The organism is Legionella bozemanae, from assembly GCF_001648595.1.
Lineage (GTDB): Bacteria > Pseudomonadota > Gammaproteobacteria > Legionellales > Legionellaceae > Legionella > Legionella bozemanae.
Map to the genome: position 1 here is coordinate 41,106 of NZ_LBAW01000012.1, position 16,391 is coordinate 57,496.

The following is a 16,391-nucleotide window of genomic DNA, read 5'->3' on the forward strand; positions in this document are numbered from 1 at the left end:
TCTTTATTTACAAGTTCAAGTCTTTACAAACATAAAAGGAAACAACCCTCATGAATGAGAGTAATAATCAAAAGCAACTACGCTCAAATGAAGAGCTTATTAATTTCAGAAAAAAACACTTTTTACCCACCGCTGGTTTTTACCATAAGGAGCCAATTCAGCTTGTCAAAGCACAAGATACTTATGTATGGGACTCTGAAGGAAAGCGTTACCTTGATGCCATAGGTGGAATTGTTTGCATCTCCGCGGGACATAATCATCCTAAAATCAAAAAAGCACTTATTGATGCGATAGAAAATGATGAAATTCAACACACAACCCTTCTTTATCTAAACCAGGCCCCCGTCGAAACTGCGGAACGTTTACTTGAAGAAGCACCTAATGGTATGGACAGAGTATCGTTTACTAACTCAGGCTCAGAGGCCAATGAACTTGCCATAATGGCAGCGCGCCATGCAACTGGAGAAACAATGGTAGTGAATGTGCGCCACTCTTATCATGGAGGAACTTCTGCTGCACTTGCCTCATGTGGCCATTCAATCTGGAGATTCAAGGCACAGCCAGTTACCGGCGTAACCTCTGCACTTGAACCCTATTGTTACCGCTGTCCGTTTAACCAAAAACCAGACAGCTGCGATTTATCATGTGCAAAAAATGTTGAAACAACCATTCAGAACTCAACTCATGGAAAGATCGCTGCGTTTATACTTGAACCTGTGATGGGGGTAGGTGGTTTTATTACTCCTCCTGATGATTATTTTAGCGAGGTTGCTCGTATTGTTCATAATTACGGTGGCAAATACATTAGTGATGAAGTACAAACTGGTGCAGGTCGCGGCGGTGGTGATCTTTTACTTACCAAAACCCTAAATATCGATGCCGATATGGTGACCATGGCTAAAGGACTTGGTAATGGGGCTCCAGTTGGGGCAGTACTTATGAAAACCGAGGTGGCTGAAACAATGACCGGCAAAACGTATTTTAATACCTTTGCTGGCGACCCCTTGCAAATGATCCAATCCCGGCTCACATTGGAAATTATTAAAGAAGAACAGTTGGTTGAAAATGCACGCATCATGGGAGAACTACTAAAAGACGGATTCCTGCAACTGCAAAAGAAATATCCCCTCATTGGAGATGTTCGCGGTCGCGGTTTGCTTTTAGGGATTGAACTCGTCAAAGATCTCAAAACAAAAACACCGGCATCCGATGAAGCATTTCAATTAATGGATCTGTGTAAGGAAAAAGGGTTATTAGTTGGAAAAGGAGGTCAGTTTGGAAACGTTTTCCGAATAGCGCCGCCGCTGACAATTAATCGGGAACACGTTAATTTCATTCTGGAAACACTCGAACAATCTTTATCTGAACTAGCACGTTTGCATACTTTATAACAAACAACAATGTTGGGTCAATTTAGACCCAACATGAATTTACTTTGATAAGAATTTTAATTTTAGGATTAAATAATACTTTTTCAAAGGAAGATTAAGTTAAAACTTATAGCTAATAAATTTCTATGGAGATGCAAAGGAACTAATGCTTTCCTCCATACGTTGAGGTGCGGCAAGATCAGGTTTTCGAACCTCATTTAAGCGTTCCCAACGCTGTCTTATAGAGGCTATATAAAAAATGTCTGATCTTCGAGAAAGCTGAACTCCCATTAAACCGATTAATTGATTTGTTCTTTCTAATATATATCGACCAACATCCAATGAAGGATTCTGCTCTAATGCGTTCTTAACTTCACTGATTTGGCTTGCATGACCAACCCTGCCCCTCAAAAATGAGCATTATTGTAACATGAAGAACAATTTATAATCAATTAATGAAATCAAAAGGATAACACCATTGCAATCATTCACTTAAAGTAGGTTTTGTTTTAAACGTGAACATATTTAAAGATGAAAATTAGCAATATCATAATGATATCTACACTCTTATTTCCTCAAGTTTATTTCATTTTAAGGTCTGTACATAAACAAACCCCTAAATTAATTAGCGTCGTGTACTTCGCGCACCAGAGCCAACCATGCTTTTGCAGCATCAGAAAGATAAGCATCACGGCGCCATGTCATAGCCATATCCCACTGAAACTCGTCTCCTTCAAGTAAAGAAAAACAAACTTGAGGATTTAATCGTTCATGGGCAATCATTCGTGGCAAAAAGGCAACGCCAAGACCTGCGGCCACAAGTTCTACCATAAAATCAATCTGGCTGGTTTGTGCAACTACTTTAGGCTCAAAACCTGCTCGACGACCCGCATCCAGTATCATGCGATACAAGGCAAAATCACGACTGAATAAGATAAATGGCGTCTCTTTAAGCTCTAGCAAGGAAATTGTGTGCCGTGTGGCCAAAGGATGACCCGATGCCAAAAGTGCAACCAGAGGTTCACTACGGATTAGTTGACAATCAAACCCTTCAGCAACAGATAATAATGTTCCAGCAAAATCAATTTCACCTGCGCGTAAACATTCCGCAAGCTTAATACTACCATGTTCAATAAGTTCCACCTCAATACCTGGATAGCGTTGATTATATTGAGCAAAAAGAGGGGCAAATAAAGTACTACTTCCAACCGGAGCAATACCCAGACGCAGATGTCCTTGCTTCAAACCACGGATTGCATCAAGCTCTTTGAGAAGATCGTCACGATCAGCAAGCAGCTTAACGCCTCGACGATAGACAATTTCACCCGCAGTAGTCGGGGCATTACGTTTCTTAAATCGGTCAATAAGAGGAACTCCCAGCTCATCCTCAAGCTGTTTTATCGCTTTGCTCACTGTTGATTGAGTAGCAAAAAGAGTTTCCGCAGCCTTGGAAAAACTGCCTTGACGCACAACCTCAACGAAAGCTCGGAGTAGTTTAAATTCCATAATTATTCCATTCCAGAATGATCATTAGTCTATAAATTCATTTTATTCATATTATAGAAAAGTGTAAAATACGCCCAAACAGGAAATGAACAATATGACCAAGTATATAGCATTAAAAATTCAGCACAATTCGTTACTCCAAGTGGGGTTGGTGTGCCTGTTTTGGCTTTCCAGTGTACTTATTGTTCATTTTTTAAAACTTCCTTTTTCCGGTGGAATCTTTGGCCTAGGAATGGTTTTATTGCTTTTAGCTACAAAACGCTTAACGCTGAATCTCATAAAGAACGGAGCTGAATTAATCCTTAGAGACATGTTGCTTTTTTTTATTCCAGCCGTACTTGCGGTACTCGAGCATCATGAGTTGATCGGTCTTTTAGGTCTTAAAATTCTCTTTGTTATTTTGCTCAGTACCTTATGTGTGATGCTTGTCACTGCGATTGTTGTGGATTATTTTTATCGGAGAACTAATCGTGCTAAGCCCCATTCTTTTTAAACCAGCCCTTTTCTGGTCTTTCATGACGATAGGCCTGTATTTTTTTACCAAAAAATTATATAGCCGCTGGTCATTTTGGTTGTTAATGCCACTTATTTTGACACCAGTAATTATCGCCGGCCTTGTTCTTTTACTGCACGTCACTTACCAAGATTATGCTCATGGAACACAATGGTTAGTCCAATTAATTGGACCCGCAACGGTTGCTTTCGCAATTCCCATTTATGAAAAACGTGCACTCATTTGCCAACATTGGCGAATACTTTTAATTGGTGTAATTACCGGCAGCTTCACTGCAATATTATCAAGCTGGTCATTAGCGCTACTAGTAGGCCTTGATGAAAATATACGATTAAGCCTGCTACCCCGATCGATTAGCACGCCCTTCGCGCTGGAAGTATCACACAGTATTGGAGGCATCCCTGAATTGACGGCCATATTTGTGATTATTACAGGCATCCTAGGAGCTATTATGGGGGAATTTATTCTAAAACATCTATCGTTTCATTCAACCCTGGCTCGAGGCGCACTTTTGGGCGCTGGAGCCCATGGCGCAGGGACTGCACAAGCCCATAAAATAGGTCATGTTGAAGGAGCTATTGCCAGCCTAGTCATGATTTTATCAGGTCTTTTCAATGTACTGCTTCTGCCTCTGATGAACCATCTGCTGAAGTAAATGAATTATCAAGCGGTATTACCTGATTTGGAAGTCGCTTGATATTCTAAAAAAGCTGACTGTGAAAAATTTTTTAACGAATAAATTATTGATAGTAAAAAAAGTTTAAGAAGTGAGTAAAAATAGATTCCATTAATATGAAAAAAGTTTTAAATTCTATTTTCCATTCATAATAAGAATATTTTACTATGCGTTTAAGATTGCTTTTTTTATTATTATTTTTTGCTCATGTTGCACTTGCAAGCCCATGGTTCACCGGACCTCTGCTCGCCCCAGCTGGAAAAACAATACCAGCAGGCCATATAAATTTTGAACCTTATGCATTTTATAGCGGCTATCCCAAAGGGTTTAGAAATTTTGAAGTCGTTCCCATTTTAAGCGTCGGGATTCTTAGTTTTGTAGATTTACAAACTGCACTACCTTATGACGTCAGTTGGGACGATAGGCAGCATGGAAATGGCATTGGCGATTATAGCTTGGCTTTAGGGTTTCAAGTTCTGCGACAAAAAGAAAATTCATGGCTTCCTGATCTTCGTGTAGTGATACAAGAAGTTTTTCCCACAGGACGCTTTGAAAACCTGGATCCGCAGAGATTGGGTACTGATCAAACGGGCTTAGGCGCTTACCAAACTTACCTTGGTTTTAACTTTCAAAAATTGATTCAGTTTCATAGTGGGCGTTACTTACGAACACGTTTGAGCTTGGTTGGTGCAAAGTTTAGTGATATCAACGTACATAACGCGAACGTTTTTGGCGGCACCGCCGGAACCAGCGGTAAAGTAAAACTTGATAATAGTTACTCTGCTGACTTAGCATTTGAGTACACGCTAACGCAAAACTGGGTTCCCGTTTTTGAAGCACTTTATGTACATAGTCCGGGAAGCAACTTTGATGGTAACCCAGGATTTACTCCAGGTGGAACTGTTGCAGGTATAGGAGGGAAGGCAAACGAGCAAGTTTCACTGGCCCCTGCCCTCGAATATAATTTTAATTCCAATATCGGTCTTATTGGTGGTGTTTGGTTTTCAGTAACTGGGCCGCATGCAGCCAAATTCGTGACTGGAGCCCTTGCGCTGAATTGCTATTTTTAGATCTTGAAACTCGACTGCTCCTCTTGCTTAAGCAGCAGGAGCAGCTATTATTCGAACGTCATTCCCATCTTCTGGTAAGTCCTTAACAAGCCAATCCTTTTTTAATTCTACTTCTCTATCAGTTTTTATATCACTGAGATAACTACTGAAAAAGAAAGTCTTATTTAAAGCTAAACGCCCTAATCCTGCCAGAAGTCCCAAAACCGTAACCATCATAACTACATCAGCAATCAGGCGAATTCCATCGTGTCGATGTTTAAACTCATTATTGGCAGCATCAATTATTTTTTCACCCTGTTTTTTTATAGGAAGCTCTGATAAACGTATATTTAAGGCTCTTGCATAAAATTGATTAATTGATTGATCATATTCTTTATCATAATGTTTCGTTTGACTTAATGTAATTTTTTGATCTCGGAACTCTTTTAAGGTAAATAAATCCTGAATCAATGCTGAGGTGAATTTTTTATGGGCTCTGACTTTTTTCAGAATAGCCACTTTAAACACGTCATCCTGTAGCGCTGTTTCTACTAATTGACCGTGAAGCGAGCCTTTAATTGCATCAAGTATTGGTTCCAGCTGATTTAAGAGTGTGTCTATAGAGTTACTTGAGTCCCTCTCTCCAATAACTTTATCACGTAAAAGCATTTCATAAATCGCTTTAGCCCTTGTGATTTGTTTATGAACCTTTTTGGCACATTCAGAGGTGAGCTCGCTCTTTACATTTTCAAAATTCTGTATGGTAGTAGCGAATAATTCATCATTGAATTTTTGGTGTTTGTCATTTACCAAAACCGCTGTTGCTAAGCGTTCATGTAATGCATACAAACTCTCTTCTTTTTGCTTTACTTCATGCTCAGCCTTGAATTGCTCCTGTGACTTAAGAGGAAGTACTTCAAATATTTGATGGAAGATACCAAATTTTGTTCTTCTCTCATCAATTGTTATTGATGAATTGATTTTATCAAGACAAAACTGACAAGTAATCTCCTTCGCCCTAAGCAATTGAGGTGCATAGTACTTTCGCTCATTTTCCGTAAGCTTCTGATATCCTTGTTCCAATAATTGAAGTGCAGCATTCTTATCTTTTTCTTCTGTCGCGAATCGTTGCAACAATAATAAGAATTCTCGCAATTGCGTTAACTCATTTTGAGCATTCTTAATCGTTTCATCTCCTCCCAAAATAAAAATATAAGAAGTTTCTCGCGACAGACTCTGTAATTCGGCAAAAAATCTTTCTTTAATTGTTACATTCGTGTTTTCTTTAAATTGTTGGACTAATTCCCAAAAATGCCGGATTTGGCCTAGTGCTATAATTTTTTCCTTGGCATTATCTTTTCGGTTTGTAAAATCAGCCATCTTACTTTGTAAGACTTTATCCATACATTGCCACAATTCAGGATTACTCGTGATGCGTTTTAGCAAGATACTCGGTTTTTTTGCATTCAACTCTTCCAGACATATAGTGGCAAGTTGCAAACCATCCATTTCTTGCAACGCTTTCTTACTGATGGAATAAAAAAATGGGCTTTCAAAAACTTCACCAGAAGGTTCTTGAGGAATTTTACTTAAATGATTCGTTACCTCTTTGCGTGCTTTTTCAAAACGTACTGCAGATTCTTGAAGAAGAGTTGCTGTACGACTCATATCCTCCCATGATGCTTTAATCGTTTGTAGGTTTTTTAAAGTTCGAAGCATCGCAATCACATCAGAACCTGCCGTAAGAAGCGTGCTGACTTTGCCCCAATAAGATAGAGACGATTGTTCCCTACAACGTGCACTAGGAACTTCATAAGGTTTAAAACGGTGAGTACTCAGAGCTAAAGTATCTAAGGTAAATAAACGTCGCAGGATCGTACTCTCACGGTACTGTGCTACAAAAGCATAACCATGAGCAAACTCAGGATTTTTATCAGAGTAAGTGACAAGAAGATTCGCCGTTTGCGAAGGAGCGTGTTCCCAAAGATTAAGGGTTTCCGCTTGCAGTGCTAAAAAATCTACATAGTCATTAAATTGCTTCGCCAAATCATTTAAGTTTAATTCGGTGTAATCAATAAGATTGATTTGGGATAAGGGTAAAAGCTTTTCTTGCCAGCCTAATAGTACTTGGGGGAAAGAAACTCCTTCCCTACCTTTTAAAGTTAAAGGGCTTTGTTTAGTAAGTGCTTTAGCTCGCTCTATTGTTTGTCTCAATTTTTCAATAGAATCCGTATTAATAGAAATAGAAACATCACACATCACCCAACTTGATTCTAAATCAACTGGCTCTTTTGATGCAAACGGGTTTTCAAGCTCATTAATTTGCATGTCAAGTTGCAGAAGAAACACCTGTAGTTCTTTTTGCTCTATTGTAGGAGGTTGCTCGCGAAAATATCTTTGAATTTCCAAGAGTTTTTCCAGAATAACTTTACTTTCTTCCTGCAAGTCATCATATTGATTTCTTAGTAAGAGCTCTTGATGTGTTTGATGAAGCAGGGGATCAATTTTAAGTTGTAATTCAAATAATTGTTGGATACGAATAATAGCCTTTAGGTACTCGGGCGGAGTATTTTTTGTTCCAATGATTTCTTTAATCTGCTCCTTAAAGAGCTCATAATTTTCAATTTGGCCTTGTTGTAATTTTTTAATCGTAACCAATAAGTTAGCCTGTAACGCCAAGAAACGTGATTGACTCTCCGTATCCAATTCCTCTTCACTAATAAAAACTTGATAGACACGTTTCAAATAACTTTGAAAATCAAGCGCGATATAACTTTTGTAGTCGTCTTTAGCAGGTTTTGCACTGGAAGGCTTGGTAAGTAGTAAATCTAATAGTTGCTCCTTGTGGAGGTCATCAGACTTTGCTCTCAGTAGCTCTAAAAACTCTTTGATTTTCGGCCAATTTGCATCGGTAACCTTGACTTGCATTGCCCCGTATTTATCGGGAGGGAAAACCCCTTTTTCCAATAAGAGTTTTGCTTGATAAACAGGATCACTAAAATATAAAGATCCTGCGGCAGTATAAGTATCAGAAGCACCTGTCAATGAATGCCCCTGACCAAATTGATCATGATTTTGTTGCACATCCTCAGGATACTTTTCCGCCCCCCAAATAAATGCTAACGGAGAAGCTGCTGGTGCTGATTGTTCCAGCCCAAGCATGAGTAAATTATCTCGGTCATTGCGGTGAAAATAAAAATGACCACTGTAGCCATTGGTTGATATTTTTTTTCCATAAAAATTCTTTTGCCCATTTCCCCCCATGGCGATGTTAATCCCAAAATCCAGGGATGATTTGATCATTTCGGGCAATTGTCCTATTACCCCTAACAAAAAGCCCTTCCCTTCTACAATCTCTCCTTCTCCACTACGATATACATTATGAGTAGCTGAGCGAGCAAAAACCTTATTGTCTCCCCCCGGAGCGGGGAAAAACTTCAATAATTCTTTTCTATTCGCTTCAGATAGCTCTTGGTAATCAAGAATCACACGGCTAGCATGAGATACATAATCAACAATGCTTAATTGAGTCGATGGAGCTTGTAATTCAGATGATTTGGATAGATAAGAACGTACTCCGAAGTCACCGCAAGCCAAACAGGCCAGCAACAACTGCATCATGTTCACTGCATGATCATCCTTTGAATTATGAATAAATGTATTGGCCCATTGTTGAGCAACATTAACCTGATCTTGATCGATAGAGCACGACAGAATCTCAAATTTTTTATCACGCATTTTAAAAAATTAAATAAATTAAATTGTCACTATGGTATCAAATAAAACTTATGGGATTGTTAACGCAGGATTATTTTATTAAGATTAATCAATCACTTATTGATCATAATGATCAATAAGTGATCAGTATTGTTAAGCGATTAAGTATTCTTTGATTACCTGTGATCAATTCATCACAATATCCCAATATTCTGCATATTTGATATCTGTAAGATCACTAAAAAAATCAAATATAAAAATCAGGCGATACGTGGAAAGAATGCTTGAATTATTTTATTCTTAATAAGCTTGAACCACTCAAGCAGTTCATTTAACATTTTATAAGGATAGTAATAATGAATGCATGGAATAGTGTAATTTTTGTAAAAAGTAACAAATCGATGTCTGACATGAATGCAATGGCAAAATGGGAAGGTGTAGAGAAAATGTGGTCTACAACAGGTGAATGGGATTGGTGCATTAAGTTAGATCCAAAAATGTCCTCTCCAGAAAAAGCTGAGGCATTTGTTGCTCGTATGCGCGAAGGACATTGGGCAACAGAAACCAAAACAAATTGGTGGAAAGAAGTTCCTGCAAAATAGTATCATGAGCTCGGGGCACAATGCTCCGAGCCTAATAGCCCCCATTATAAATTCCCTATTCTCCATTCTTAATTTTTACTTCAAGCATAGTATTTTCTGGCTTCTAAACGATAGGTTTAAGGCCGTAAGAATATTTAGTGCTGGTATTATACCTCTATTGTTTAAGTTTTTATGCTATACCTTTATATATGCGTATAGGATTGAGTTACTATTATGCCAACAGAGATAGAAAGGTTAACAAAGCTCCGTGATAAACAGCTTAAGCAATATGAAGAAGCTCAGGAATTAGCAGAGAAAGCCTTACTCAAGGCCATGGGCTCTCCACCCAAAATTGAAGACCATGAATCCGCGATGAATGCCTTTAAGAAAGCCAACGGACTTGCTTATCAAACCTTTCTAAAAACTCAGCAAATTAATAATGCTAAATCTGACGAAGCTTTTAAAGAGTATGATAAAACTTGTGAAGAGAATAATGCTAAATCACGAGCTGCTGGTGAACAGGCAGCAAAAGGAGAAATTACCCGCGAGGAATACTTAAAGATAAAAGAAGAATGTGATAAGGCAAATGATGAGGCTTATGAAAAAGCAGTGAAAATCAAAGAGGCTAATGATAATGAAAGTAAAAAAGCCTATGAGGAATATCTAGCACTTTTTCAACAAAATGGCGATAAAATGGGGAAGGCCAAAGAACATTATCAAAAGCATAACCCAAGCTCCCCTCCTCTAACTGTAACGGCCAAATCTGAAAATGTTAATGCCGTAGTCTCAGCTTTTAAAGAGCATTTTAAAGATAATGAATGGTATAAAACTCACGAGCCCAAGGTTGAAGGAAATAAGACTACTTTAACCTTTAAATCAGACGAGGATGCACTAAATTTTGCCAAAAAATTAGCGAGTCAGAATCAAAACTTTATTATGATTGATAAAGAGACAAATAAAGTTTTAGCCTATTCAAAAGATGGAAAGTTATTCAGAGGAGATAAGGAGTTAACAGATGGTCCTTTACGACCGAGCAAAGAAGAGATGGAAAAACTGCCTACTTTAGATGCATTTCAAAAGCCGCAAACACCAGCACCTACTTCTATAGATGATGGTCCATTATTAACCTCTCCGCAATCTACCAACCCAGGAGGAAAGATCCCTGAAATACCAACGGTAAAACAACCAATAGAGGAATCCTCATCAGAAGAACTCGAAAAACAAAAAGGATTAACAAGCTCAAACAGCTAAATAAATAAGTCTGTGCTTTGGTAACCAGTATGGATTAGCTTAGAACTCATAAAATATACTATATAATCAATAATACTCAGTTTAAGTAATATAAGTGCATTATAATTAATACACGCATAGGCAAGGGTAATAAAATATGTACAAATTCTTTGATTTTAAGACATTAAATAAGTCATTAAAGTTAACAGACCAAGATACATTATTTATCTATATGTTTCATCAGGCAAATGATGAAGAAAAGCTTAAGCTTATAAAAAACCAGAATATTGAAACAATTGCTCGAATCGCCTATCACATCCAGGAAATTGAAACATTTTGCAATCGCTCGGAATTAAAAGAATATTGGGGAAAAATATGGTGTGCCTATGGTGTAGCATTATCTCAACAAAAGGATATACCATTAATGTTATTTTATTCTCATGATCAATTAAATCAATTTAATTTAGTACGCGGTGCCTATTTTTATCACCTGTCACAAGAAGCACGAAAAAGTATGAAGCAAGAATTTGGATTTTCTGAAATTGAATCGGTTAGAATGGCAATTCAATACGGTTCCGTTCATGCAATCCAACGTTACAATGACTATTTATACCATAAACTAGAGCAAGCAAATCCCGAAGAAGCTGCTGCCCTTTATCAAGAGCTTATCGCTAACAGTAAACTCATGCTCCCTCATTACGGCAGTTATGGTTATATGGTCTTAGCAGATGCAATAGGCCATTACTGCATCTGGTTGCTAAACCATCAAGATGTTGTAAAAGCAGAAACTGAATATAAGTTTGCTTTAGAGGCTTTGGATAATGCAGAGTTACTTTTAAATGAAAGCCAATACAGCATTCAAAATGCAAGTATAGGTTTAGGTCTTAAATGCAGTAACTCCATGGGATTTGAATTACCAGCACAAGCAAAAGATTTTTTTGTGGGATATTATGAAAAATCAATTGCTTCATTAGACAACTCTAAATCGTCTAAATCAATAAATGTCTTAAAATAAATCAAATAGTCTATAATTTATAAAGTCATTCCTTTTTTATAAGAGGTTATCATGCCTAAAATTTATATTACTTATGCAGTCACACCCAGCAAGGAACTCATTATTTCAAGTTATCACGAAAAAGTTCAATCAAAATCTAATGCTGCTGCATTAGTTAGAAAAGAGGGTTTAAAACTAAAAGACTTACAAGAAATAGAGGGAGAGTTTCCTAAAGCCTCACAAGATGCCATACAAAGTAAGTTGCTCGAATTATTAAGTACACTTGACGGTAGATTAGAAAGTGAATTTGAAAAAGTAACTTATCGTGGTGATTTAAACCTGTGTACCAGTGATAAATCTCCTACCGATTGTTTATTTGACGGCACGCTGAATCGTTTTTTTTCTGGAAAAGAGGTTTATTTAATTTTAGAATCAGCAAATAAAGAATATGTGGAAGATGGGATAGCGCTAGCAGATAAAAATGGATTGACTGGAGCAACCCTTCAAACCAAAACAGGGGTATCCGAAAAGTTAACTAAAACTTATCCATCTTCAGGAGTGCAGAGTAAGGGTGTCCCAAGTCCAGATGCAGATGCACTTGCTCAAAATACCGTTAAGATAAAAGATCCTGGAGCGTTAAGTGAAGCTTTAGTAAAGGTCGGAGTTTTCACAAATAAAGAAACTACTTCAGAAGCCTCTAATCCGGAGGCTCTCGTTCAAGAAAGTACACAAAAAACGAACAAAATAACTGGATGACAAATTATTTGTCTTTATTAAGCAAAATCCTGGTTTATTGAGCTCTAAAAAGAGCTCTGCATCAGGAATATGTTCTGGATAGCAAAGTACAGAAATACAGCAATAATTTTCTAGTTTCAACAGATTAAAGTCGAAGTATCAAGTAGTTGTCGCTTCGAAACCGAAATCGTTTCCTTGTGAGATTTCATTTTCGAAAGATAAAACGCTCCATGCTCTTCCAAATTAAATTGAGCAATTAATTGATATTTCGGCTCTTCCAACATTACTGGGTATCTATTAATTTCTTTTTTAATTGTTTCAACTATTTTAATAAACAAACACTCATTGAATGTTGATTCTTCCTCTCCATTTATAAGAATCATGGCAAGTGCTTTCGAGCCGCAATTTCCATTTAAATAATCCTCTACTTCTGCTCTTCTGGAAGCTCCCCAAAGACTTCCCCATATTTTCGATTCATATTTTCTTAATGAAGAATTAATCAAACTTCTAAATGATCTATCCGTTAAAGAATCGATCCAATCATATATAGTCTGATACAACATGGTGACGTCCTCATCTCTATAAGGATGCGTAAATTGTTTCTTATTTGCAAAACTCTTATCCTTGCCCGTAAGTTCGTCGCCATTTGGTATGGGATATTCTTGCAGAATAAAAGATGTAACCCCCTCTGCAACTGGGGTATTCAATGTCACTTCTTGGTCTTTTAATTTAACCTCAGAGAATACCTCTTCCATCGGAGAGTCTGTAGTAGTCATCTGCAGCTGGGAATTTGTTTCCTTAACCTCTAACATGGGGTTTGAGCCCACTACAACGGGTATATCATTGACTGCTTTTTTCTTAATAATTTCGTTCATTTCTTCTAAAAAGCTCTCTACCTCAGTGATTAGAAAACGACGATTGTTATGTTTTACATAATTTAGATAGTGTTCTGCTATTTCTTTACACCGTTCTGGGGAGTATAGTTCATTGCCTTCCAAAAGCCCTTTTTGATACATATGTCTCAGTGCTTTCGCTACTTTTGGGCCCGACTGTCTGCCTTCTTTAACAAAAAGAGCAATTTCTGCGGGGTAATCTGTTTGAATCATTTTCGTAGATTGTTGCATTGAAAATACCGAATTAGGTATTTTAGAAGTCCAATGTCTATTCTCTTCATTATTCAAAATCATTACTGGATTTCCAGATTGAATATATGGGCTGTTGCCATTTCTATGTAGGTGTAAAACGATCTCATTATCATAAAACGTATCAATAGTTCCTTTCTTATTACGCACCATAAGCTCACCCTGAATGGCTCGATGTAAGACAAAGAGTGTCTCTTCAGTACCCCACACAGATTCATTTTGCAGATGATTTTTATATTGTTTGAGATGCTTGTCATCATCGACTGAAAAAAACGCAACTGTTTCTTTTCTCAAGATATTATCTAAAAGATGTGCTTTATGAGATTGAAGAGTACTTTCAGTGGGTCGTTTACCTTTTGATTTGAGCTGTTGTTCTTTAATTGCCCACTCACGCGAAAAATCTTCTCTAACTTGCAGAAATCTTGCTTTAGCAAACTCTTCCATCGCCGTTTTTATGCCGCTCACTCGATATATTTCTGCTTCAGTAAAATCAGTATGAGTAAATCCGTGGTTAATAAGCTCTGATAACTCCGAATACTTAGTATCAAACTGGAGCTTGAAATAATACTCTAAACCGTATTTAGACGCAGCAAATAAGGGTGCATCTTGAGGAGACGTTTTGAATTCATCTTTTGTATGTTCCGCTGCCAAATCCCTTGTTGCCCTTCCCAAGATAGGTTCAATAATCGTTTTGATCTCATGGGAGGTAAACGCTTGATCTGCTTCCTTAGATAATAGGGTTCGCAAACTGGCTTTATCATTTTCTTTAAGTTTTAACTTGTTAAAAATATCTTCTGTCAGTTGAGAAGTATTTTTCATTCGTAAAAAATACATTAAAGAAATGCCATATGCATAATACATGCAATTGCCTTTACCACTATTGTCTACATGAAACATAATAAGCTCCTTTTTTGTAAATCTCAGTTCCTTAGAGATTTCTTCTTGCGTCAATAGTTTTTATTACTCACTTCTTTTTTCAAAAAATATTTTTATTGCTCTAATTGTTAATAACTATTAATCCAAAGATAGGCTCAATAAATATTGAGTTGGTTTTCAGCATCAGAAGACAGCTTTTTTGCAGGACGGAACAAAAAGTATTAGCATCATTGTAGTCCTTTAGTTTTTATATGGCAATGATATTACTTTACTTTTATATCACTATCCAATCAATAAGTATTATTTAAGAGCAATCAGAAAAGAGAGCCGATTAGGTCAAATTAATTACTTTAGACTTCTGTAAACAGAACGTTACTTGAATAATTCGATCAGTACAATTAAGGGAAATATAAATAATGAGATCACATGACGGTGTGATCTCATGATCTATCTACTATCTATGCCAGGTTGTACCATAGCGCACCTTGCCACAATGACCATCAACACAGCCTTTTTTAACATTTGTATGATGGCAGGTACCTCCTTTACACACAGTGGTGGATTTATGATATCCCCAAGCTGCAAAAGAGTTTGATACAAAACAACTAACAATCAAGATCATAAAAATCTTTTTAATATGAGACATATATCACTCCTTAATGATTATGGCGCCAACATTGTCCACTAAAAATACAATTTGTATGATTATTATAGTTTAGTTTGGAAAATTTTTTTGATGTGTAAAAAAAGGATCAAATGGATGTTGCTTTGCTATCTTGTTACATCTAAATTTAACAGAGCCATAAATTCATAGAAGAAATTCGAATAAGAGGGCGTAATCCAAGTGGATTGTAGGATCTTGGATTACGCCCGATTTCTTCGTAGCGTAGGTCAAACTGCTACAGATTCAGGCCAAACACTACATTGAACTTCGCCAATATGTTTTTTTTGCAACAAAAGCATCACTAAACGAGATTGGCCAATACCGCCGCCAATTGTTTGAGGTAAAGAACCAGATATTAATTTCTGGTGCCAATCAAAATCCAAACGATGCTGACAACCTGTTAATGCCAATTGATATTTTAATATGGCTTCATTGACTCGAATACCCATAGAAGAAATTTCAAAAACATCTGCAATTATTGGGTTCCAAACTAAAATATCACCGTTTAAGCCAGTCAATCCCACTTCATTCACTGAACTCCAATCATCATAATCAGGAGCGCGTAAATCATGAGGTTTTCCATCGGCTAACGAACCCCCAATTCCAATTAAAAAAACCGCTCCATATTTTTTAGTGATAGCCCGCTCTCGTTCTTTGGGTGATAGATGAGGATATAACGCGCGTAATTCTTCGGCATAAATAAAATGAATATACTGAGGAAGAAATGGGACCAAACCATAAAGCTCACTGACTATATGTTCTGTTTTTTTTATGGCGTCATAAAGTTCAATGACTGTTTTTTTCAAATAGCTTAAACAACGATCTTTGTGGTCTATGACACGCTCCCAATCCCATTGATCTACAAAAACTGAATGGGTTGCGCTTAATGCTTCTTCATCAGGTCTTAAAGCACTCATATGAGTATAAATGCCTTCCCCTGCTTGAAAAGCAAATTCTCCAAGTAATTTTCTTTTCCATTTGGCTAAGGAATGAACAACCTCAAAAGAATGGTCGGGCATTGCTTTAACCTTCACAGAAACAGCTTGTTCTGTGCCAGACAAGTTATCCTGCACACCATCTCCAACACGAGTTAATAATGGCCCTTGCACTTCAATAAGGCCTAATCTTTGCTCCAATTCACGGGAAAAAAAACCTTTAACAAAGCTTATTTGCTTTTGTTTTTCAATAAATGCTTGTTTCATCACACTGCCTCAAAAATAAAATAATAAAATGAACTTAACATTATATTGAATTTTTAATTTATTTTTATTTCTAATTTAAAATAAATGTATATAAAGAAAATAATATCCATTAAAATAAGCTTTTATTTAAATAAC

The 16,391-nt window shown here is 37.0% G+C and carries 14 protein-coding genes; 8 read left to right on the plus strand and 6 right to left on the minus strand.

Annotated elements, in window-relative coordinates:
• Window positions 1-50: 50 nt before the first annotated feature.
• Entirely contained in the window at window positions 51-1,391 is a 1,341-nt protein-coding gene (locus A8O27_RS10285) for an aspartate aminotransferase family protein (RefSeq protein WP_058460729.1), read from the plus strand.
• Between the two features lie 123 nt (window positions 1,392-1,514).
• On the opposite strand, the gene A8O27_RS10290 is transcribed toward A8O27_RS10285, so the two are convergent.
• Window positions 1,515-1,781: a hypothetical protein gene (locus tag A8O27_RS10290; RefSeq protein WP_058460728.1), complete on the minus strand. Its 267-nt coding sequence runs from the start codon at window positions 1,779-1,781 to the stop codon at window positions 1,515-1,517.
• 210 nt (window positions 1,782-1,991) lie between these two features.
• Window positions 1,992-2,876 carry a LysR family transcriptional regulator gene (locus A8O27_RS10295; RefSeq protein ID WP_058460727.1) on the minus strand — a complete coding sequence of 295 codons (885 nt, stop codon included), beginning with the start codon at window positions 2,874-2,876 and terminating at the stop codon, window positions 1,992-1,994.
• 94 nt (window positions 2,877-2,970) lie between these two features.
• On the opposite strand from A8O27_RS10295, the gene A8O27_RS10300 reads away from it, so the two are divergent.
• The 3 genes from A8O27_RS10300 to A8O27_RS10310 all read left to right on the plus strand — a co-directional run bounded on the left by A8O27_RS10300 (window position 2,971) and on the right by A8O27_RS10310 (window position 5,136).
• Entirely contained in the window at window positions 2,971-3,369 is a 399-nt protein-coding gene (locus A8O27_RS10300; protein WP_235810585.1) for a CidA/LrgA family protein, read from the plus strand.
• A 22-nt stretch (window positions 3,370-3,391) separates the two neighbouring features.
• Window positions 3,392-4,045, plus strand: a complete 654-nt coding sequence (locus tag A8O27_RS10305) for an LrgB family protein (protein ID WP_058460779.1) — start codon at window positions 3,392-3,394, stop codon at window positions 4,043-4,045.
• Between the two features lie 188 nt (window positions 4,046-4,233).
• The gene (locus A8O27_RS10310; RefSeq protein WP_058460725.1) at window positions 4,234-5,136 is read left to right on the plus strand and encodes a hypothetical protein; all 903 of its coding nucleotides are present in this window, start codon (window positions 4,234-4,236) and stop codon (window positions 5,134-5,136) included.
• Window positions 5,137-5,163: 27 nt separating this feature from the next.
• Here the strand turns inward: A8O27_RS10310 and A8O27_RS10315 are convergent, their stop codons facing one another.
• A complete protein-coding gene (locus A8O27_RS10315; protein WP_058460724.1) occupies window positions 5,164-8,853 on the minus strand; it encodes a LepB GTPase-activating domain-containing protein in 3,690 nt (1,229 codons plus the stop codon).
• Between the two features lie 335 nt (window positions 8,854-9,188).
• On the opposite strand from A8O27_RS10315, the gene A8O27_RS10320 reads away from it, so the two are divergent.
• From A8O27_RS10320 to A8O27_RS10335, 4 genes are all read left to right on the plus strand, one after another.
• The gene (locus A8O27_RS10320; protein ID WP_058460723.1) at window positions 9,189-9,434 is read left to right on the plus strand and encodes a hypothetical protein; all 246 of its coding nucleotides are present in this window, start codon (window positions 9,189-9,191) and stop codon (window positions 9,432-9,434) included.
• A gap of 213 nt (window positions 9,435-9,647) precedes the next feature.
• Complete coding sequence (locus tag A8O27_RS10325; protein WP_058460722.1) at window positions 9,648-10,664, plus strand: hypothetical protein; 1,017 nt, start codon at window positions 9,648-9,650, stop codon at window positions 10,662-10,664.
• A gap of 136 nt (window positions 10,665-10,800) precedes the next feature.
• Window positions 10,801-11,658 carry a DUF5630 domain-containing protein gene (locus A8O27_RS10330; protein WP_058460721.1) on the plus strand — a complete coding sequence of 286 codons (858 nt, stop codon included), beginning with the start codon at window positions 10,801-10,803 and terminating at the stop codon, window positions 11,656-11,658.
• Window positions 11,659-11,709: 51 nt separating this feature from the next.
• Window positions 11,710-12,393: a hypothetical protein gene (locus A8O27_RS10335; RefSeq protein ID WP_058460720.1), complete on the plus strand. Its 684-nt coding sequence runs from the start codon at window positions 11,710-11,712 to the stop codon at window positions 12,391-12,393.
• 116 nt (window positions 12,394-12,509) lie between these two features.
• Here the strand turns inward: A8O27_RS10335 and A8O27_RS19450 are convergent, their stop codons facing one another.
• From A8O27_RS19450 to asnA, 3 genes are all read right to left on the minus strand, one after another.
• A complete protein-coding gene (locus A8O27_RS19450) occupies window positions 12,510-14,411 on the minus strand; it encodes a hypothetical protein (protein ID WP_058460719.1) in 1,902 nt (633 codons plus the stop codon).
• A gap of 433 nt (window positions 14,412-14,844) precedes the next feature.
• On the minus strand, window positions 14,845-15,036 hold the full coding sequence (locus tag A8O27_RS10345; RefSeq protein WP_058460718.1) for a hypothetical protein: 192 nt from the start codon (window positions 15,034-15,036) through the stop codon (window positions 14,845-14,847).
• Between the two features lie 245 nt (window positions 15,037-15,281).
• Window positions 15,282-16,256, minus strand: a complete 975-nt coding sequence (asnA, locus tag A8O27_RS10350) for an aspartate--ammonia ligase (protein ID WP_058460717.1) — start codon at window positions 16,254-16,256, stop codon at window positions 15,282-15,284.
• Window positions 16,257-16,391: the final 135 nt, after the last annotated feature.

Bases quoted from the DNA above. Each gene is read 5' to 3' on its own strand.
- A8O27_RS10285 (WP_058460729.1), top strand. From the start codon at position 51: ATGAATGAGAGTAATAATCAAAAGCAACTACGCTCAAATGAAGAGCTT.
- A8O27_RS10295 (WP_058460727.1), bottom strand. From the start codon at position 2,876: ATGGAATTTAAACTACTCCGAGCTTTCGTTGAGGTTGTGCGTCAAGGC.
- A8O27_RS10300 (WP_235810585.1), top strand. From the start codon at position 2,971: ATGACCAAGTATATAGCATTAAAAATTCAGCACAATTCGTTACTCCAA.
- A8O27_RS10305 (WP_058460779.1), top strand. From the start codon at position 3,392: ATGACGATAGGCCTGTATTTTTTTACCAAAAAATTATATAGCCGCTGG.
- A8O27_RS10310 (WP_058460725.1), top strand. From the start codon at position 4,234: ATGCGTTTAAGATTGCTTTTTTTATTATTATTTTTTGCTCATGTTGCA.
- A8O27_RS10315 (WP_058460724.1), bottom strand. From the start codon at position 8,853: ATGCGTGATAAAAAATTTGAGATTCTGTCGTGCTCTATCGATCAAGAT.
- A8O27_RS10320 (WP_058460723.1), top strand. From the start codon at position 9,189: ATGAATGCATGGAATAGTGTAATTTTTGTAAAAAGTAACAAATCGATG.
- A8O27_RS10325 (WP_058460722.1), top strand. From the start codon at position 9,648: ATGCCAACAGAGATAGAAAGGTTAACAAAGCTCCGTGATAAACAGCTT.
- A8O27_RS10330 (WP_058460721.1), top strand. From the start codon at position 10,801: ATGTACAAATTCTTTGATTTTAAGACATTAAATAAGTCATTAAAGTTA.
- A8O27_RS10335 (WP_058460720.1), top strand. From the start codon at position 11,710: ATGCCTAAAATTTATATTACTTATGCAGTCACACCCAGCAAGGAACTC.
- A8O27_RS19450 (WP_058460719.1), bottom strand. From the start codon at position 14,411: ATGTTTCATGTAGACAATAGTGGTAAAGGCAATTGCATGTATTATGCA.
- A8O27_RS10345 (WP_058460718.1), bottom strand. From the start codon at position 15,036: ATGTCTCATATTAAAAAGATTTTTATGATCTTGATTGTTAGTTGTTTT.
- asnA (WP_058460717.1), bottom strand. From the start codon at position 16,256: ATGAAACAAGCATTTATTGAAAAACAAAAGCAAATAAGCTTTGTTAAA.